Consider the following 17,916-nt stretch of genomic DNA (forward strand, 5'->3'; position numbering starts at 1 on the left):
CCGGTGTAGCGCACCTCGCGCAGGCTCCAGTCGTGCCCCGCGATCGGCGTACCGGCCACCGTGCCGCTGCCCCACGCCAATCCGTCGCGCTGCTGGTACTGGTAGTCGATGTAGTTGCCGCGCAGGTCGCTCACCCGGCTCACCAGCCAGGTGGTGATGACGCCGGTGCCCTGCGCCGTCACGGCCGCGTCAGCCGCGGCATTGCTGTTGTTGCCGTACTCGTAGACCCGGCCGTCCTTGGTCCAGACCTTGAAGTACGCCGGGGCACCGCCGCCCGCGCCGTAAGCCCGGATGCGCGCGAACGAATCGCGCTCGGTGCGGAACTCGCGCAGCAGACCGCTGCCGCCTGCGCTGTCGTTGGTCTGCGGGAAGTCCGTGATCACCCCTGTTGGACCCGTCTGGATCAGCCGCTGGCCATCCAGGCACAGCTTGTCGGCCGCCGTGTTGTCGACGCCGCGGACGCGCCCGTCGGTCGCGAGGTTCGCGCCGCAGCGCGCGATCGACGAGACCCCGGTCAGCGACCAGCCATGACCCACCGGGCCGTTGCCGTCACCGCCGTACGACAGGCCGAGTGCCGGCACCATGCCGGCAATGCCCGGCGGCACCGCGATCGGATGTTGATAGCCCGGCTGGCCATCCTGGCCGACTGCCAGCTGCCCCCACGCTGCCAACGAGAACGTCGAGAGCGCCAGCGCGCCCACGCACGACACCACCAAGCCGCGAACACGCCGCGACGCTACCAAGATCAGTTCCAAGACAGTCCTCCCACACCGGTCGTCGACCGGCGCAATCCAATGACGGGTCAGGTGTTGTGTCGCCTTCGGCCCTGTGGGGCGCTGGCAACCCGCGCGGCAGTGGTCTGCCGCTGCGGTGCGCGCAGTCTAGCGATGCGCAAGGGGATTTTTCACGACAGGCCGAGTGAATTCATCAACCTTGAGGAGGTCCATTCGTACCGCCTCAGACCGCCGATGGCAGGCGAAGCCGCGTGCAGTGCGATTGAAGGAGCGGCCAGCCCCTGGTGTTAACGAGCAGCCCGCCCGGGAATTTTTCCCTGTGCCGCGCACGCCCCGCTTGTTAGCGTGGCACACCACCACCCAGACGACCCCTGCAACTCCGAGACAAGGACACAACCACACCGGAGACCTGACATGCCGTACCCCCGCCGGCCGAACTGGCGCCGTCACCCGCTTGCGAACGCATCGCTGCTGGCCGTGATGGCATCCGCGCCCGCCGTTCACGCGCAGACGACGCCCGTCGTCGTGCTGCCCGAGGTCGAGATCGTGCAGACCACGCCCGTGCCCGGCACCGGCGTGCCCAAGGACCAGATCCCGTCGAACGTGCAGACCGCCACCGACCGGCGGCTGCGCCAGCTGCAGAGCCTGAACCTGCCCGAGTTCATGCGCACGCAGCTGCCCAGCGTCAGCGTCAACGAGGTGCAGGGCAACCCGTACCAGATGGACGTGAACTACCGCGGCTTCACTGCCAGCCCGCTGCTGGGCACGCCGCAGGGGCTGTCGGTGTTCCTCGACGGCGTGCGCGTCAACGAACCGTTCGGCGACATCGTCAACTGGGACCTGCTGCCGCGCGCCGCGATCGCCAACATCACGCTGCTGCCGGGCTCCAATCCGCAGTTCGGGCTGAACACGCTGGGCGGCGCACTCTCGATGCAGACCAAGAGCGGCGACACGCACCCGGGCACCGGGATCGAGGTCGAAGGCGGCTCGTTCGGCCGCATCAGCACCGAGCTGACGCACGGGCGCAAGCTCGGCGAGACCGGCCACCTCTTCATGGCCTTCGGCGCGCTCAACGAAGACGGCTGGCGCGACGAGTCGCCGTCGCGGGTGCGGCAGCTGTTCGTGAAAGGCGGGCAGCGCAGCAGCGACTTCTCGTGGGACCTGAGCCTCGGCCACGCCGACAACCAGCTGGTCGGCAACGGCGGGCTGCCCGAATCGATGCTGGCGCAGCGCCGCGAGCAGGTCTACACCCGGCCCGACCTGACCGACAACGAGGCAACGCTGCTGACCTTCAACACCACCGCCACGCTGGGCCCGCAGTGGGAGATGGCGGCGACGGCCTATGCGCGCCGCAACCGCGCGTCGACACTGAACGGCGACCTGAACGACGACTACGACCCGCCCGCCGTCGAGGAAACCGGCGTCGAGAACCGCACGCGCACGCGCACCGACAGCGAGGGGCTGGCGCTGCAGGCGACCTGGAATGCCCGGCCGCACCGGCTGACCTTCGGGCTGTCGCACGACCGCTCGCGCAACCACTTCGAGCAGACCGAGGCCGAGGGCGAGCTGGATGCGAGCCGCGCGGTGATACCGACCGAAGACGCGGAGGTCAATGCCCGGATCTCCGGCCGCAGCCGCACCACGAGCGTGTATGTCAGCGACCTGGTCGCGCTGCAGCCGAACCTGCAGCTCACGCTGTCAGGCCGCTACAACGACACCCGCGTCCGCACGGTCGACGATGGTCGCATCGAGCTCGGGCTGCCGACGAATCTCGATGCCGAAGACCGCTACCGCAAGTTCAACCCGGCCCTCGGCGCCACCTGGCAGGTGACGCCGCGCTTCACGGCCTATGGCGGCTGGAGCCAGGGCAATCGCGCGCCCAGCCCGATCGAGCTGGGCTGCTCGGACCCGGCGAATGCCTGCGTGCTGCCGAATGCGCTGCAGTCGGACCCTCCCCTGAAGCAGGTGGTGTCGCAGACGCTGGAGGCGGGTGTGCGCGGCACGCTGGCGCAGGGGCTGCGCTGGAATGCATCGGTCTTCCGCACCGTGAACCGCGACGACCTGCTGTTCATCAGCAACGGGCTGTCGGCCGGCTACTTCAGCAATGTCGGCCGCACCGTGCGCCAGGGCGTGGAGCTCGGCGTGTCRCAGCAGGCCGGCGTGCTGAACTGGGCGCTGTCGTACAGCTGGCTGCGCGCCACCTTCGACTCGTCGGCCTGCCTCGTCTCCGAATCGAACAGCAGCGCCGAGACCAGCGCGGCCTGCACCGGCGACGACGAGATCGAGGTGCGCCAGGGCGATCACCTGCCCGGCCTGCCGGCGCACACGCTGAAGCTCAGCCTGGACCTGCAGGCCACGCCGAGCTGGAGCGTCGGCGCGCAGGTGAGGGCGCAGTCGAAGCAGTACGTGCGAGGCAACGAGAACAATGCCCACCAGGCGGACGGCGTGGACTTCTTCGGCAGCGGCAGCACCGCGGGATTCGCGTTGCTGGACCTGACCACGGGCTGGAAATTCCGGCCGGGGTGGGAGCTGTTCGGCAAGGTGTCGAACGTGTTCGATCGCCGCTATGCGACGGGCGGGCTGCTCGGCACGAATGCGTTCGATGCGAGCGGGGCGGTGCAGGCGCCGGCGGATTGGCGCCGCGAGCAGTTCGTCGCGCCGGGCGCGCCGCGGGCGGGGTGGATCGGGATCCGGGTGTCGCTGGGAGGTGATGACTGAAGACTGCTGACCCTGTGCGAGCATTGGCACGCTCATGATGCTGATCTCGATCCTCTTCTTCGCCTGTCTCGCCGTCGGCTTCCTGCTGTACCTGCCGTTCCTGCTCTGGTTCCGGCATCGACGCGCCCGTGGCAAATCGATGGGGGCCGAGGTCCGCTTCGTTCTGCAGCATGAGCCGCCCAAGGACGCGCCCGTCGCCGGCGAGGAGAACGCGTCGGCAGGACTGCTGCGCCGATGGAAGATCGCCACCATTCGCGGCGTTCCGCTGTTCGTCGACGCGGTCCTTCCCCTCAACGGATTCCTGGTGGCGAGTCTTGCCGGTTCCGGCTTGGCCGAATCGTTGTCRTACTGCCTCGCGTTCGCCGCACTCATCCTCGTGCACGAGCTGGGCCACTTTGCCGCCGCCCGCGCGCTGGGGCTGAGGGTCTTCGCCATCAACATCTCCGGCCTGGGCGGCAGCTGCCTCACGCAGCTTCCACGCGACGTGAAGGGCACGTTCTTCCTGTATTCCGCGGGACTGGTGGCGCAGGCGGTGTTGGGGGTGCTCGCGCTGGCGGCGGTCGCGGTGCTGGGCTACCCAGAATCGCCCGTCGGGCAGAGTGTCTACATCACGTTCACGGTCGTGAACCTCGTCCTCGCCGCGATCAATCTGATCCCCGGCAAGATCAGCGACAACCTCTCCACCGACGGCGCGATCCTGTGGGGACTGCTGCTTCACGTCGTCGGCGGCCGGCCGCACCCGCTGGCACGGCAGCACGCCGCCTCGCCGGTGTTTCCGCCGCAGACGCGCCTGACCGCGGTCGACGGCATGGTGCCCACCGGCTTCCAGACGGGCGTCGAGCTTCTCAATGACGACAAGACGCCGATGGAGTTCGTCGTCGCGGTGCTGGAAAGGCATCTGAAACTCGACCGTGAGTCCGCCATCGAGGCGATGCTCCAGATTCATGCGCGGGGCGGCCTCCTGTTGCCGCTGGCCGATCCCGCCCAGGCGGCCGAGGTCGCGAGCGAGGTCACACGAGAAGCCCGCGACCACGGCCACCCCTTGGTATGCCGTGCCGTCGAGGCATCCTCCGGGGCGGGTGCATGACTAGGGATGCAAGCGAAGGAACGATTCAGTGGCCCTCCAGCAGCCGTTGCGCCAGTCGCCGCACCTCGTCGTTCAACTCGGCGGGCGCCTGCACCGTGAACGGAAACGGCAGCCGCGCCAGCTCGCGCGCGACCCATTCCAGCGTCTCGGCCTCCACCGTCAGCAGCACGCCGCGCCGGTGTGCCTTCAGCACGCCGAAGCCGGCGAACACATGGCGCCGCGCCGTGGCCGGCTCGGTGTGCAGCAGCACCTTCGCCTGGTGCAGGCGCGGCAGCGTGGCGATCGCATGGGTGAGGTAGCCCAGCACGTCGAAGGCCGGCGGCCGCCGGAAGCTCGCAGGCAGCGGCTGCACGTCTTCGATGCGGTCGAGCCGGAATGACCGCAGGTCGCGCCGCAGGTGGCAATGGCCCACCGCGTACCAGTGGCCGCCGCGGAACCCCAGCCCGTAGGGGTCGAACTCGCGGCGGCTGCGCTGGGCACCGGGCGTGACGTAGCCCAGGCTCACCTGCTGCTGGTTCAAGGCGGCCGTGCTCAGTGCCAGCAACGCATCGTTGTTGCCGGCGGCACCGGGCTGGATGTCGAGCGCGATGGTGTCGGCCACGCCGCGCAAGCGGCGCTTCAGCGCGGGCGGCGTGACGCGCTCGATCTTGGCCAGCGCGCTGGCGGTGGCCGGCGCCGCCTCCGCCAGGCCCAGGTGCCGCGCGGCGCGCAGGCCCACGGTGAGCGCCAGCGCTTCGTCGTCGGTGAACATCAGCGGCGGCAGCTTGAAGCCGGGCATCAGCCGGTAGCCGCCGTCGCGCCCGCGCTCGGCGGCGATCGGAATGCCCAGGTCCGCCAGCATCGCGATGTAGCGGCGCACCGTGCGGCGATCCACCTGCAGGCGCTCGGCCAGTTCGGCGCCGCCCACCATGCCGCGGGCCTGCAGCAGTTCCAGCACGGTGAGCACTCGGGTGGCAGGGGCAGGCATGAGGGGCGGGATTCGATACAGGGCCGAATCTGTCCTATATGGGCCCTATCGTAGCGGCTCCTTCACCACCACGCACCAGGAGCCTTTCATGAATCCCCTGCGTTCCCTTTGTGCCTTGTTCGCCTTCTGCCTCGCCGCCGGCGTCGTGCCGGCCAGCGCCGCGCCCGCTGCCGACACCGACGGCGGCAGCACCTGGGAAACCAACTGGGTCATGGAGCTGACCCGGGCGGGTGCACTGTGATCGCCGGGCCCGAACTCGCGCTGTACTTCGCGCTGGTCTTCGGCATCATCGTGCTGCCGGGCATGGACATGGCCTTCGTGATGGGCCATTCGCTGGTGGGCGGGCTGCGCAGCGGCGCGAGCGCGGTGGCCGGCATCATGGCCGGCGGGCTGTGCCACATGGTGATCGGTGCGGCCGGTGTGGCTCTCGTGGTGAAGGCGGTGCCCGGGCTCTTCACGGCGATGCTGCTGGCAGGCGCAGCCTACGTCGCGTGGATCGGCTGGAGCGTGTGGCGCGCGGCATCGGCCGCGGATGCGGGGGGCGGGCCGGCGCCGGCATCGGGCGGCAAGGCGTTTCGAGGTGCCATCGCCACCAGCCTGCTCAACCCGAAGGCCTATCTCTTCACCCTCGCGGTCATGCCGCAGTTCGTGCACCCGGAACGCGGCGGATTCTGGGTCCAGGTGGCGGAACTGGCGGTGGTGACCAATGCGACCCAGGCGGCGGTCTATGGCGCGCTGGCGGTGGTGGCCAGCCGCGGCGGCGGGTGGCTGAAGGCGAACCCGCAGGGCCGGCGCCTGCTGATGCGCGTGGTGGGCGCGGGCCTGGTGGCGACGGCTGGCTTCACCGCCTGGACGGCCGTGGGTTGAACGCGGGTCAGGCTGCTCGCGCCGCACACGACGACTTCGCCCGCGGCGCCGAGGCCGCAGCGACGACAGGTGGCGGGGCCGGCTTCTCGAGCGGACCTCGCTCCGACTGCCAATAGATCCCCTGAACGGACAGGGCAGGCTCCGAGGAGACCTCGATCCTGGCGACTTGCGCACCCACGGGCAAATCGGCCTTGCACGGCGTGCTCGCGCAGGCCGCCAGTTCATCGTTCTTGAGCACCTTGCCGCGCATGCTCCAGGCCTGCAGAGGCGGTCTCAACGCGACACGATCTCCGTTCGCAAGAACGACATGGACCGACACCCTGGCGTTCTGCATGGCGGCCGCGAAGGCCTGGTCCATCGTCCTGGAATCCTGCAAGGGGATGCCGCCTCGCAGCGACAGGCACAGCGAAGTCCACTCTCCGACGATCTTCATCGTTTCGCTGGAGGTCAGCACCGTGGGTTCGGGCGTGAGCAGCACCGGCTGCCTGGCCAGGACGACCACGTTCGTTTCGCGCCCCGAGAGCGCGTCGAAGACCTTCTCCGGGTCGAAGTCGCAGCCGACGACCAGCAGCGCGGAAGCGGTGAGGGCAAGGCGATGCATTCGATTGAGAGAAACGCTTTTGCTCATGGCTCAGGACATCGCCGCGCTGGGGAAGGAGATCAAGTACTTGGCCATGGGGCTGGCTCCTTCGTCGCTACGCCGTGAAGTAATCCGGATGCGCCAGGCGGATCGCGTCGATCTGCCCCAGGGTGCCGGAGRGGTGATCGCGCAAGCTCGTCTGCGCCGCCGCCGCGTCGCCGCCGGCGATGGCGTCGACGATGCGGCGGTGGTCGCGCACGATCGCGCGCTGCTTGCCGAGCGTGGGCAGGTTCAGCATGCGCAGGCGGTCGACGTGCCCGCTGTGCTTGCGCACCAGGTCGAACAGGTCCGGCACGCCCGCGGCGACGTACATCAGCCGGTGGAACGCCCGGTCGGCCGCGATGAACTCGAGGTAGGCGGTGCTGCCCATCAGCGCCGTCTGCACGTCGATCTGCGCGCGCAACTGGCTGAGCAGCAGCGCGTCGGCATGCCCGGTCAGCGTGAGCACCACCTCGGCCTCGATCGAGCGGCGCAGGAACTGCGCCTGCACGGCCGCCGCCGCATCGATGCGGCTCACCACCGTGGCGTGCTGCGGAAAGATGTCGACCAGGCCCTCTTCGCCGAGCTTGATCAGCGCATCGCGAACCGGCGTCTGGCTGAGGCCGAAGTGGGCTGCCAGGTCGGCACGCGACAGCACCGTGCCCGGCGCCATCTCCAGCGACAGGATCAGGTCGCGCAGGCGCTCGAAGACCTGTGGCGCCGCATGGCGCGAGCGGTCCAGGGCGGCGGAACGGCTGGGGGACGGGGCAGGCATGGACCGCATTCTAGCGGTGGGGTCGGTGCATTGACACACTAATATATTAGTGCTTCACTTCGGATCAGCGAGCCACGCCCATGCAGCGCGGCCCACCCCGCCCACCACCGGAGACTCCCTTGAATCGTCGTACCCTCGTGTCGTTCCTTGCGCTTCCGTTCGCCCTGCCGCTGTCGCTCGCCCTCGCCGGCGCCGCCGCGGCCCAGACGCCGGAGTGGCCGCAAGCCAAGCCCATCACCTACATCGTTCCGTTCACGGCGGGCGGTTCCACCGACGTGGTCGGGCGCGTCCTCGCCGAGAAGCTGCAGCTGGCGTTGAAGCAGACCGTGGTCGTCGACAACAAGCCCGGGCAGGGCGGCGGCATCGGCGCGAGCTTCGCCGCCAAGGCCGCGCCCGACGGGTACACGCTGTTCGGCGGCACGATCAGCACGCACGCGATCAACGCCAGTCTCTACAAGAACCTCGCCTACGACCCGGTGAAGGATTTCGAGCCGGTGGCCCTGGTGGCCACGCTGCCCAACGTGCTGCTGGTCGACCCCGCGCTCGGCGTGAACTCGGTGGCCGAGTTGATCGCCTTGCTCAAGAAGGACGAGAAGCGGCGCACCTTCGCGTCGTCGGGCGCCGGCACGTCCACCCACCTGGCGGGCGAACTGTTCGCCGACCTGATCGGCGTGCCGCTCACACACGTGCCGTACAAGGGGACGCCGCCAGCGATGGTCGACGTCTCCGCGGGCCAGGTCACCTTCATGTTCGACCAGATGACTGCCGCGCTGCCGCTGCTGCAGTCCGGCAAGCTGAAGCTGCTGGCGGTGACGACGGGCAAGCGCATCGCGCTGTCGCCGGGCACGCCGACGATGATCGAGTCGGGCGTGCCCGGTTTCGAGATGTCGTCATGGCAGGCGGTCTACGCCCCCAAGGGCACGCCGAAGGCCGTCGTGCACCGGCTGCATGCCGAGATCGCCAAGGCGCTGAAGATGCCCGACGTGCAGGCCAAGCTGGGCGGGCAACTGGGCATGGATCTCGTCGGCGGCACGCCCGCGGAGTTGTCGGCGCTGATGGCCCGGGAGATCCCGCGCTGGGGGGCGCTGGTGAAGAAATCCGGTGCCACGCCGAACTGAGCATCCAACCGAGCGCCTTGCCATGCACAGAGACATCCGCATCACCGACGTCCGCATCACGCCGATCGCCTTTCGCGACGGCCCGCTGCTCAATGCCGCCGGCATCCACGAGCCGTGGGCGTTGCGCTCCATCGTCGAACTCGAAACCAGCGACGGCCGCGTCGGCATTTCGGAGACCTACGGCGACGAGCCGATGCTGCGCGTGCTGGCGCAGGCGAAGGCGCTGGTCCTGGGCCTGTCGCCGTTCGACCTCAACCGGATGGAAGAGCGGGTGCGCGCGACCATCCGGCCCAGCCCGGGCGCCATCGAGTTCGAGCTGGCCCCCGGCTCGCACACGGCGAAGAACGCCGCCAAGGTGACCAGCACCTTCGAGGTGGCGATGCTCGACCTGCAAGGGCAGCTGCTCGGGGCGCCGATCGTCGACCTGCTGGGTGGCGCGGTGCGCGATGCCGTGCCCTACAGCGCCTACCTGTTCTTCAAGTACGCCGAGCACATCGAGCGGCCCTATGCGGCGGACGCCTGGAGCGAGGGCATCAGCCCGGAACAGATCGTCGCGCAGGCGCAGCGCATGATCGGCCAGTACGGGTTCCAGAGCATCAAGCTGAAGGGGGGCGTGTTCGAGCCCGCGCACGAGATCGCCTGCATGCGGGCGCTGCGCACGGCCTTTCCGGGGCTGCCGCTGYGGCTGGACCCGAACGCCAACTGGTCGMTCGAGACCAGCATCCGGGCCGCACCGGAACTCGACGAACTGCTCGAGTACTACGAGGACCCGACGCCGGGTTTGAAGGGCATGGCCGAGCTCGCCCGGCACACCCGCCTGCCCCTGGCCACCAACATGGTCATCACGACGCTCGACGACTTCCGCAAGGGGGCGGAAACCGGGGCCGTCAAGGTGCTGCTGTCGGACCACCACTACTGGGGCGGCCTGCGCGTGACGCAGACGCTGGCGCGCATGTGCGCGCTGTGGGATCTCGGCATGTCGATGCATTCGAACTCGCACCTGGGCATCAGCCTGATGGCGATGACCCACGTGGCGGCCAGCATCCCGAACCTGACCTATGCCTGCGACACGCACTATCCCTGGCAGGAAGAGGAGGTGATCCAGGGTGGCCGCATCGCCTTCGAGCACGGTGCGGTGCGCCTGCCCGGCACGCCGGGGCTGGGCGTCGAGCTCGATCGCGGCAAGCTGGCCGAACTCCACGCGCAGTACCTGGCCTGCGGCGTGCGCAACCGCGATGACCTGGCGCAGATGCGCAAGTACGACGCCGGGTTTTCGGGGCGCACGCCGAGGTTCTGAGCGAGGTAGCGAGTCCCGTCCGCGTTCAGCGCGGGGCCGATGCGGCGGCCGGTACCGTGACCAGGCGCCGCAGCTCGCGCAGCCTCGCCTTGATGCGCCGTTCATTGACCGGCCCGGTGCGCAGCAGCAGGCGCTGGCCAGCGCTCAGCGCCTGCAGCGCCGGGTCGTTGAACTCGTACAGCACCCAGGGCCGCGTCGGCTGCACCGGGCTGTTGACCGTCGGCAGGTGCACGCCGATCGATTCGGCAGCGTCGGGCGTGACGAGCAACTGGTCGATCACCGCGACGAGCCGGTCGTTGAAGTACTTGCCCGGGTAGCCGAGGTCTTCGTAGGCTTGCTGGAACTGCGGGTAGAACGCCGCGTAGAGCGCGACGGCCTGCCGCAGGTCGACAGTCTCGAGCAGCAGCACGTACGGCGTGTAGCGCTGGCCGTTGTCGGCGCCGATGGTCTCGCCGTCGCCGCGGCGCTCGACCGTGAACCGGCCCTCGGCCGGGCGGAGCGGCCACAGGCGCGAGGACGCCTGCTCGCGACCCAGGCCATCGACCGTCGCGGCCACGCGGTGGGGCAGGTCGTTCATCTGGAACAGCGCCAGCACCGCCTCGCGGCCGAACAGCGCCGTCACCGCCGACGCGAGGTCGGCCGGGGCCGCCGCGGGGGCGGTGGCCTGCAGGTTCTCGATCGGGTGCTGGATGCCGGAGCTCGCTGCCGGCGGCGCGGTGGCCACCTGGGCGGGCGCAGGCTGCGGCGGGGCCGTGGCTGCAGGAGTGACAGGAGCGGGGCGGGCCAGCCAGAACCAGGCCGCTGCGGCGGCCAGGGCCAGGGCCCCAAGGGCGAGAGCGATCTTCAAACCGGGCTTCATGCCGCAGCTTACCGCCGGTCCGGGGAGCGCGCCGGCGGATGAGGTGCTGTCATGCCCTGATCACGGTCGCATCATGACTTCGCTGAAGTCCATCCCTAGCATGGCGGTCAGCAACTCAGAGCACAGCCCAGCTTGATGTCCCCCCATCGCACCTCCGAGCGAACGCAGAAGCTGCAGGTGAATCACCTGACCGACAGCGACATCGCGAAGATCGCCGCCTTCCTGCGCATCGGCCGCGAGCGGCTGAGCCGGGACTGGCAGATCGTGTTCGAGGATGGGCATGACGTGCTCCGTCACCTGGCGCACCCGCTGCAGTACGAGGACGTCATCGACGCGCTGCAGGCGCTGGAGCGCCGGCTCGCCGCGCAGCCCGCAACGGCGGGCGCGCAGCTGCGTCTGCGCCGCTGGCCGGCGCATGCGTTGCTGCAAGGCGATGCCGATCGCCCCCGGCTCGCGAGCTTCCTGTTGTCGGCGCGGCAGATCGATATCGACGAACTGACGCGCCTGAGCCACGTCGACCGGCTGGCATGCGAGGCATTCGTGGCGGCGTTGATGGCGGCAGACGTGCTGGATGTGATGCCGGCCGCGCGATTGCGGCCCGATGTGACCGGGCCCGATGCGACCCGGTCCCCGGACCAGCGCACGTTCGGCGAGATCCGGCGCAGCCTGGGGCTGGCATGACGAGGATGGCCCAGCCCAGGATCGTGTTCACCGGGCCGCCCGGGGCCGGCAAGACCACCGCCATCGCGATGCTGAGCGACATTCCGCCGGTGGTCACCGACGTGCGCAACACCGAYCCCWCGCTCGCCAAGGAGCTCACCACCGTCGGGCTGGACTTCGGCCAGGTCGACCTCGCCGGTGGCCGCTGCGTGCAGCTGTTCGGMACGCCCGGGCAGCTGCGCTTCGAGTTCATGTGGCAGATCGTCGCCGCCGATGCGCTCGGCCTGGTGATCCTGCTCGACAACTCGCGACCCGACCCGCTGGACGATCTCTCGACCTGCCTGGACGCCTACCAGCACCTGCTGCCGACGATGAACTGCGCGGTCGGCATCGGACGCACGGCCGAATTCCCGCAGCCTGCGATCGACAGGTTCAGCGACCTGCTCACCGAGCGGGGGCTGGCCTTCCCGGTGCTGCCGGTGGACGTGCGCCGGCGCGAGGACGTCCTGCTGCTGGTCGACACCGTGCTCATCCAGGGCGAAATGCGCGCCGCGGCATGAACGCCTCCCGGATCGGTGCCGAACTGGACCGCATGGCCGCCCATCCGGGCGTCGTCGGCTGCGCGCTGGTCGATGCGCACACCGGACTGGTCTGGGACAGCCGGGCAGGGGCGCCGAACGCCGAGCGCGTGTGGGAGGCGGCGGTGGACTACTGGCGGCTGCACGACCGGCAGAAGCTGCACTTCGCCGGCCTGGGCGCGCTCGGTGCGGCGGTGATGTACCACCGCGCCGGCGTGCTCGCGGTGTTCCCGTGCTGCAGCAACCCCGACGTGCTGCTCGTCGCGCACGGCCAGCACCGCGGCGTCGACTGGATCGCGCTGCAGCGCATGGCGCGTGCACTCGGCGAGCTGCTGCGCCGTTCGTGACAACAGGCCGGCGCGGCGTTCCCACACACATGCCAGCCCGGAGATCGGGCATGGGCGCGGCCTTCGCCGTGCCGAAGCGATCTCCACACTCAACCCGACGATTGGAAGAAAGAAACATGGCAACCATCAAGCAATCCCTCGACGAGCTGCTGACCGTGGACGGCGCGATGTGCGCGGCGGTGGTCGATTCCGCCAGCGGCATGATGCTCGGCTCGGCAGGCTCCGGTGTCGACCTCGAAGTGGCCGCCGCCGGCAACACCGAGGTGGTGCGCGCCAAGCTCAAGACCATGCGCCAGCTCGGCCTGAACGACGTGATCGACGACATCCTGATCACGCTGGGCCGGCAGTACCACATCATCCGCCCGGTGTCGCGCAAGGAGGGCGTGTTCGTCTACTTCGTGCTCGACAAGAGCAAGTCCAACCTGGCGCTCGCGCGGCGCAAGGCGCAGGACGTCGAGCGCGAACTGACGATCTGAGGCCGTGCGATGGCTCGGGGCAGAATCCAGGGCCCACCTCATGTGAAGGAGCCATCGTCATGCCCGTTTTCAGCCCGACGCAGTTCGTGAGCGAGCTCAACCCGGTCGAAGGCGCTTCGGAGCCGAACCAGACGCTGTGGATCAGCGAAGCCGGCGCACTCACGCAGTTCGGTGCCTTCATCGAAGTCCTGCAACCGGGTTGCCGCTCGTCCATCAAGCACTGGCATGGCGCCGAGGACGAGATGGTCTATGTCCTCGCCGGCGAGATCACGGTGGTCGAAGGCAGCACCGAGACGGCCATGCGGGCCGGCGACGCCGCCACCTTCAAGGCCGGCGTCGCCGTCGGGCACTACCTGGAGAACCGGAGTTCCAGCCCGACGCGATGCCTGGTCGTGGGGACTCGAGCGCCTGTCGATCGAATCACCTACCCGGACCACGATCGGGTCTGCCTGCGCGATCGCTCGCTGCCGGACGACCTCTGGACCGATGCCGCCGGGCAGCCTGCCGACAGCCCCTATCGGGGGTGATCGCGGAGCTCAGAAGCCCATGCGCTTCAGGTCGAACGGCAGGAAGGCCTGGCCGCTGCGGTTCTTGACGCTCGGCCACTGCGCGACGCGCTCGCGCCATTGCAGCAGGGCGCCGTGCCCGGCAGGCACGCCCAGCCCGGCGGCGTCGGCAAACATCAAGCCTGCGAACAGCGTGATGTCGGCCATCGAGAAGCTGTCGCCGGCCACGAAGTCCTGGTCGGCCAGCACCTCGTTGAAGTACTTCATGCCGGCCCGGGCCTTCTCGCCTTCACGCTGGCCCATCTCGATGCGGCCCTGCCAGCCGGGGCTCTTGAAGGCCTGCAGCGCGTCACCCAGCCCCGGCGTGGCGTGGTGGAAGTACAGGCCGACCGGGTCCAGCACGTAAGCCTCGGCGCGCCGCTGCATCATGTGGATCAGCGCCTTCTCGCGCGGCGTGCGGCCGGTCAGCGTCGGGTTGCCGTCGAGGTTGTCGAGGTACTCGGTGATGGCGGTGGACTCCGAGATGAAGGTGCCGTCGTCGAGTTCGAGCACAGGCAGCACGCCCGACGGGTTCTTGGCGAGGAAGTCCGGCTGCTTGTGCTCGGCGCCGATCAGGTCGACCGGAACGAACTCGAACTGCGCGTCGAGCCCTTTCTCCGCCAGGACGATGCGGATGCGTGCGGGGTTGGGAAAGCCGGGGCGGTCATGGATCTTCATGGTGTGGATTGACATCAGCTTGGTTGACTACCTATCGGTCGATAGGTAAGCGGCGAACTGTAGGTGGGGCAGCGCCTGATGTCAATCTGATCTACTGATAGGTAGTGTGATAAAGTGAGCCGATGAGCACCGACACGCCGACCGACTCGCGCACCGACACGCGCACGGACACCCGAGAGAGCATCCTGCGGGCGGCCCGCCTGGTGGTGCAGGCGCACGGCTACAACGTGCTGAGCTTTCGCGAACTGGCGAAAGAGGTCGGCATCAAGAGCGCCAGCGTGCACTACCACTTCCCGACCAAGGGCGACCTGGCGGCCGCGTTGGCGAGCCGGTATGTCGCCGAGGCGGTCGCGTTCCTCGACGAGCTGCGCGCCTCGCCCGCGGATCACGGGCAGCGGATGGAGGCCTACACCGCGATCTTTCGCAGGGCGCTGGAGAACGACAACCGCATGTGCCTGTGCGGGATCCTGTCGGCCGAGTACCGCGACCTGCCGGATGCCGTGCGCGTGGAGGTGGATCGGTTCACCTCGGTGAACACGCGCTGGCTGGCCGAGGTGCTGGCCGAGCGGCATCCGCGGAAGAACCCGCTGGACCTGACGTCCCGGGCGCTCGCGATCTTCGCGGCCATCGAAGGCGCCCAGCTGGTCGCCCGGGGGCGCGGCGACGTGAAGGTCTTCGACGAGATCGTGTCGGCCTACGCCGCGGCGGGGCTGTTCGACTGAGCGGGCGCTGAATCCCGCACGCCCAGCGGCAACACGCACAGCGCGATGCCGTCCAGCGTGAGCACCAGGCCCAGCTGCCCGCCCGCCTGCATGACGCCGCAGGCGGTCGCGGGCGATGTCGATGCGGGTTCGACGGCCATCGCAGCCGCCTCCATCGACGCGCTGACCGGCGGCTGGCGCAGCAGCGCCCACAGCGTGTGCGGATCGCGCAGCTGCAGGGATTGCAGGTACACGCGTAAGACGGCCTCTTCGCCCGGATCCAGTTCGGGGCGAGGCCGGGGTTCCGGCGCGCGACCGGCTTGCCGCAGCCGCAACAGCGCCCGCCGCAATTGCTGCCGGCTGCCGGCCTCGGACCTGCCGCCGGCGCGCGCGATCTCGGCATGGTCGATCTCGAACACCTCGTGCAGCAGCACCGCGGCGCCCTCTGCCGGTGTCAGATGGGCCGCGAGCAGGCGCAGGGCCTGGGCCGCCTCTTGCGCCAGCGCCGCATCCATCTCGGCCGAGGGCGCGGATGAGGCCGAGGCCGCGTCGCCGGCGTTCATCTGCGCCTCCAGCCACTGCTGCAGCCAGCGGCGCCGGCGCAGGCTGTCGATCGCCAGGTTGCGCACCACGGTGAGCAGCCAGGCCTGGGCGGCGTTGAGAGCTTCGGTGTCGGCCTCCAGCGCACGGACGTAGGCGTCCTGCACGGCATCCTCGGCATCCGCCGGGCCCAGCAGGCGGGTGGCCGCGCGCACCAGGCGGCGGTGGTCGGCGTCGATCAGGGCCTGCTTGCGTTCGTCGTGCATCGGCGCAGCTTGCCACAGCCTGGATCCGGGCCCTGTGTAACGCCCGTCACGCCAGCGCCGTCTCGTTCGTCAAGGCAGTTCAACCACGAGGATCCCACGATGGAAACCCCCGACACCATGCCGGCATCCGGCGCCACCGAGCCGCGCACTTCCTACCTGGAAGAGAAGGCCTTCAAGGCCCGCACGCTGCTGATCTTCGGCACCGTCACCGACGTGACGGCCGCCGACGTCACGCGCCGGCTCATCRCACTCGATGCGGAAAGCGCCGACCCCATCGACGTGCTGGTGAGCTCGCCCGGCGGCCACCTGGAGTCGGGTGATGCGATCCACGACATCGTGCGCTTCATCGCCGCGCCGGTGAACATGATCGGCACCGGCTGGGTCGGCAGCGCCGCCGTCCACCTGTTCCTGGCGGTGCCGCGCGCGCGGCGCTGCTGCCTGCCCAACACGCGCTTCCTGATCCACCAGCCCAGCGGCGGCGCCGGCGGGCGGGCCAGCGACATCGCGATCCAGGCCATCGAGATCGTCAAGGCGCGCGAGCGCGTCGCGCGCACGATCGCGCGCGAGACCGGCAAGTCGCTGGACGTGGTGCTGGCCGACATCGAGCGCGACCGCTGGCTGTCGGCCGAGGAGGCGGTCGAGTACGGGCTGGTGTCGCGGATCATCGAGCGCAAGAGCGAACTCAGGGGGGCTTGAGCGGGTTGCAGTGGTCGACATGCGGCGCGAGCCGCATGCCGCCTGACGCTCAGCGCCGCGCCTGGATCATCTTCCAGCCGTTCCCCGACGGATCGCGGAAACCCGCGTCCACCGTGCCATAGCGGTCGATCGGCTCCTGCGTGAACTCGACGCCGAGGGCCTGCATCCGCGCATGGGCGGCGCGGCAATCGTCCACCTTCAGCACCAGCGGCGGCATGCCACCCTTGGCCACGATCGCGCGCAGCGCCTGCGCGGTGTCGGCGTCGAGCACCGGCGGCCCCGGCACGCTCAGGCCGAGCTGGAACGACGGCTGGTCCGGGTGCTGCACCGTCAGCCAGCGGTAGTCGCCGTTGCGCACGTCGGTGTGGACGCGAAAGCCGAGCTTGTCGACGTAGAACGCGAGCGCTTCATCCTGGTCTCGCACGTACAGCCCGACCACTTCAATGCCTTGGATCATGGGATCTCCTTGTCGTGAGATTCATTTATAGCGTCGGCCTCGCGGCGGCGCTTCTCCGAAACTGCGATCGTCAGATCGGGCCGGTGCGCGGCACTCAGCACGCACGCCGGCACGCGGCCCGGCTGCTGCACCGCCGCCCGCGCACGGGCCCGCAGCGCGCTCGGGCTCTCGCCGGTGATGTCGCGGAAAGTGCGCCCGAAGGTGCCCAGGCTCTCCCAGCCGGTCTGGAACGCGATCTCGGTGATCGGCAGCTCGGTCTCGCGCAGCAGTGCCGTCGCGCGCTCGATGCGCCGCGTCAGCAGGTAGCGGTGCGGCGGCGTGCCGAAGGCCTGCTTGAACGAACGCGCGAAATGCGCCTCGGAGACATCGCTCACGCCGGCCAGCCGCTGCACCGGCCAGGCCTCGTGCGAGGCGGCATCCATGCGGTCCTTCGCGCGCAGCAGCCGCCGCAGCAGCTCGGGGTCCTGGGCAGGGAGCGGGAGGTCACTCATGGGGCGGCATTGTGCCGCCCTCGTCCATCGCCAGCAGCGCAGGATGGCGGCCCATTCAGCCGTCCTGCCCGTCGACGCGCGGTGAGCACAGCCAGGGCAGGTACAGGCTGAGGTAAAGCGTGAAGGCGGCGATCCAGGCGGTGCCGGCGAGCAGCAGCGCCGGCCCCCAGGCGGCGGGCCACAGCAGCGGCACGCCGACGCGCAGCACGGCTGCCAGCATCACCAGTGCATAGGCGACGGCCTCGCGCCGCGTCGGCTCCAGCGGCCGGCCGGTGTGGCCGCGCGCGGTGCGGGTGATCATGCCGATCACCAGGCCGCCGGTGGCGCCGACCGCCAGCGCGTGGAGGGCCGGCGAGACGGCGCTGCCGAACGCCAGCGCTGCGGCGAGCAAGGCCAGGCCGATCGGGATCCACGCATAGGCCAGGTGCAGCACCCACAGC

General features: G+C 69.6%; 23 protein-coding genes. 13 read left to right on the forward strand and 10 right to left on the reverse strand.

Annotation, left to right across the window (positions count from 1 at the left end; all coding sequences use genetic code 11):
• Nucleotides 1-755 (reverse strand): SpvB/TcaC N-terminal domain-containing protein (locus tag AC1DXV_RS19790; RefSeq protein ID WP_477935114.1); only part of this gene is annotated, 755 nt, incomplete at its 3' end.
• Nucleotides 756-1,148: 393 nt separating this feature from the next.
• On the opposite strand from AC1DXV_RS19790, the gene AC1DXV_RS19795 reads away from it, so the two are divergent.
• Together AC1DXV_RS19795 and AC1DXV_RS19800 are read left to right on the forward strand one after the other, a co-directional pair.
• On the forward strand, nt 1,149-3,452 hold the full coding sequence (locus AC1DXV_RS19795) for a TonB-dependent receptor (RefSeq protein WP_477935115.1): 2,304 nt from the start codon (nt 1,149-1,151) through the stop codon (nt 3,450-3,452).
• A gap of 34 nt (nt 3,453-3,486) precedes the next feature.
• Nucleotides 3,487-4,539, forward strand: a complete 1,053-nt coding sequence (locus AC1DXV_RS19800; RefSeq protein ID WP_477935117.1) for an ATP-dependent Clp protease adaptor ClpS — start codon at nt 3,487-3,489, stop codon at nt 4,537-4,539.
• 25 nt (nt 4,540-4,564) lie between these two features.
• Here AC1DXV_RS19800 and AC1DXV_RS19805 read toward each other — a convergent pair whose 3' ends face one another.
• Complete coding sequence (locus tag AC1DXV_RS19805; protein WP_477935119.1) at nt 4,565-5,506, reverse strand: helix-turn-helix transcriptional regulator; 942 nt, start codon at nt 5,504-5,506, stop codon at nt 4,565-4,567.
• An 88-nt stretch (nt 5,507-5,594) separates the two neighbouring features.
• On the opposite strand from AC1DXV_RS19805, the gene AC1DXV_RS19810 reads away from it, so the two are divergent.
• Entirely contained in the window at nt 5,595-5,747 is a 153-nt protein-coding gene (locus AC1DXV_RS19810) for a hypothetical protein (RefSeq protein ID WP_477868567.1), read from the forward strand.
• Nucleotides 5,744-6,373: a LysE family translocator gene (locus AC1DXV_RS19815; protein ID WP_477935121.1), complete on the forward strand. Its 630-nt coding sequence runs from the start codon at nt 5,744-5,746 to the stop codon at nt 6,371-6,373. The genes AC1DXV_RS19810 and AC1DXV_RS19815 overlap by 4 nt, the downstream gene beginning before the upstream one ends.
• A 7-nt stretch (nt 6,374-6,380) precedes the next feature.
• Here AC1DXV_RS19815 and AC1DXV_RS19820 read toward each other — a convergent pair whose 3' ends face one another.
• Together AC1DXV_RS19820 and AC1DXV_RS19825 are read right to left on the reverse strand one after the other, a co-directional pair.
• On the reverse strand, nt 6,381-7,001 hold the full coding sequence (locus AC1DXV_RS19820; RefSeq protein WP_477935123.1) for a hypothetical protein: 621 nt from the start codon (nt 6,999-7,001) through the stop codon (nt 6,381-6,383).
• A 67-nt stretch (nt 7,002-7,068) separates the two neighbouring features.
• Nucleotides 7,069-7,767, reverse strand: coding sequence for a GntR family transcriptional regulator (locus tag AC1DXV_RS19825; RefSeq protein WP_477935125.1), 699 nt, complete (start codon nt 7,765-7,767; stop codon nt 7,069-7,071).
• An 80-nt stretch (nt 7,768-7,847) separates the two neighbouring features.
• Here AC1DXV_RS19825 and AC1DXV_RS19830 point away from each other — a divergent pair, with 80 nt between their 5' ends.
• Nucleotides 7,848-8,885 (forward strand): Bug family tripartite tricarboxylate transporter substrate binding protein, encoded by a 1,038-nt coding sequence (locus AC1DXV_RS19830; protein ID WP_477868575.1) that lies wholly within the window; start codon nt 7,848-7,850, stop codon nt 8,883-8,885.
• A 22-nt stretch (nt 8,886-8,907) separates the two neighbouring features.
• Entirely contained in the window at nt 8,908-10,182 is a 1,275-nt protein-coding gene (locus AC1DXV_RS19835) for a glucarate dehydratase family protein (protein ID WP_477935127.1), read from the forward strand.
• A 25-nt stretch (nt 10,183-10,207) separates the two neighbouring features.
• Here the strand turns inward: AC1DXV_RS19835 and AC1DXV_RS19840 are convergent, their stop codons facing one another.
• Nucleotides 10,208-11,029: a DUF3014 domain-containing protein gene (locus AC1DXV_RS19840; RefSeq protein ID WP_477935129.1), complete on the reverse strand. Its 822-nt coding sequence runs from the start codon at nt 11,027-11,029 to the stop codon at nt 10,208-10,210.
• Between the two features lie 189 nt (nt 11,030-11,218).
• Between AC1DXV_RS19840 and AC1DXV_RS19845 the strand changes: the two genes are divergently transcribed.
• The 5 genes from AC1DXV_RS19845 to AC1DXV_RS19865 all read left to right on the forward strand — a co-directional run bounded on the left by AC1DXV_RS19845 (nt 11,219) and on the right by AC1DXV_RS19865 (nt 13,629).
• The gene (locus AC1DXV_RS19845) at nt 11,219-11,722 is read left to right on the forward strand and encodes a hypothetical protein (RefSeq protein WP_477873579.1); all 504 of its coding nucleotides are present in this window, start codon (nt 11,219-11,221) and stop codon (nt 11,720-11,722) included.
• Complete coding sequence (locus tag AC1DXV_RS19850) at nt 11,719-12,261, forward strand: GTP-binding protein (RefSeq protein ID WP_477935131.1); 543 nt, start codon at nt 11,719-11,721, stop codon at nt 12,259-12,261. The genes AC1DXV_RS19845 and AC1DXV_RS19850 overlap by 4 nt, the downstream gene beginning before the upstream one ends.
• A complete protein-coding gene (locus AC1DXV_RS19855) occupies nt 12,258-12,626 on the forward strand; it encodes a hypothetical protein (RefSeq protein WP_477873581.1) in 369 nt (122 codons plus the stop codon). The genes AC1DXV_RS19850 and AC1DXV_RS19855 overlap by 4 nt, the downstream gene beginning before the upstream one ends.
• A gap of 116 nt (nt 12,627-12,742) precedes the next feature.
• Complete coding sequence (locus AC1DXV_RS19860) at nt 12,743-13,102, forward strand: hypothetical protein (RefSeq protein ID WP_477935133.1); 360 nt, start codon at nt 12,743-12,745, stop codon at nt 13,100-13,102.
• 59 nt (nt 13,103-13,161) lie between these two features.
• Nucleotides 13,162-13,629, forward strand: a complete 468-nt coding sequence (locus AC1DXV_RS19865; protein WP_477869511.1) for a cupin domain-containing protein — start codon at nt 13,162-13,164, stop codon at nt 13,627-13,629.
• A gap of 9 nt (nt 13,630-13,638) precedes the next feature.
• Here the strand turns inward: AC1DXV_RS19865 and AC1DXV_RS19870 are convergent, their stop codons facing one another.
• Complete coding sequence (locus tag AC1DXV_RS19870; RefSeq protein ID WP_477869509.1) at nt 13,639-14,325, reverse strand: glutathione S-transferase family protein; 687 nt, start codon at nt 14,323-14,325, stop codon at nt 13,639-13,641.
• A gap of 122 nt (nt 14,326-14,447) precedes the next feature.
• On the opposite strand from AC1DXV_RS19870, the gene AC1DXV_RS19875 reads away from it, so the two are divergent.
• A complete protein-coding gene (locus AC1DXV_RS19875) occupies nt 14,448-15,047 on the forward strand; it encodes a TetR/AcrR family transcriptional regulator (protein WP_477935135.1) in 600 nt (199 codons plus the stop codon).
• On the opposite strand, the gene AC1DXV_RS19880 is transcribed toward AC1DXV_RS19875, so the two are convergent.
• Complete coding sequence (locus tag AC1DXV_RS19880) at nt 15,020-15,832, reverse strand: sigma-70 family RNA polymerase sigma factor (RefSeq protein ID WP_477869504.1); 813 nt, start codon at nt 15,830-15,832, stop codon at nt 15,020-15,022. The two genes, AC1DXV_RS19875 and AC1DXV_RS19880, sit on opposite strands and share 28 nt — an antisense overlap.
• 99 nt (nt 15,833-15,931) lie before the next feature.
• Here AC1DXV_RS19880 and AC1DXV_RS19885 point away from each other — a divergent pair, with 99 nt between their 5' ends.
• Nucleotides 15,932-16,528: an ATP-dependent Clp protease proteolytic subunit gene (locus AC1DXV_RS19885; protein WP_477935137.1), complete on the forward strand. Its 597-nt coding sequence runs from the start codon at nt 15,932-15,934 to the stop codon at nt 16,526-16,528.
• A 49-nt stretch (nt 16,529-16,577) separates the two neighbouring features.
• Here AC1DXV_RS19885 and AC1DXV_RS19890 read toward each other — a convergent pair whose 3' ends face one another.
• The 3 genes from AC1DXV_RS19890 to AC1DXV_RS19900 form a co-directional block, all read right to left on the reverse strand.
• Complete coding sequence (locus AC1DXV_RS19890; RefSeq protein ID WP_477869500.1) at nt 16,578-16,985, reverse strand: VOC family protein; 408 nt, start codon at nt 16,983-16,985, stop codon at nt 16,578-16,580.
• Nucleotides 16,982-17,476 (reverse strand): helix-turn-helix transcriptional regulator, encoded by a 495-nt coding sequence (locus AC1DXV_RS19895; RefSeq protein ID WP_477869498.1) that lies wholly within the window; start codon nt 17,474-17,476, stop codon nt 16,982-16,984. Before AC1DXV_RS19895 ends, AC1DXV_RS19890 begins: the two co-directional genes overlap by 4 nt.
• A 55-nt stretch (nt 17,477-17,531) precedes the next feature.
• Nucleotides 17,532-17,916, reverse strand: a 385-nt coding sequence (locus AC1DXV_RS19900; RefSeq protein WP_477935139.1) for an NnrS family protein, incomplete at its 5' end; no start/stop codon positions are given.

The organism is Rhizobacter sp. P3_C12 (genome assembly GCF_056402735.1).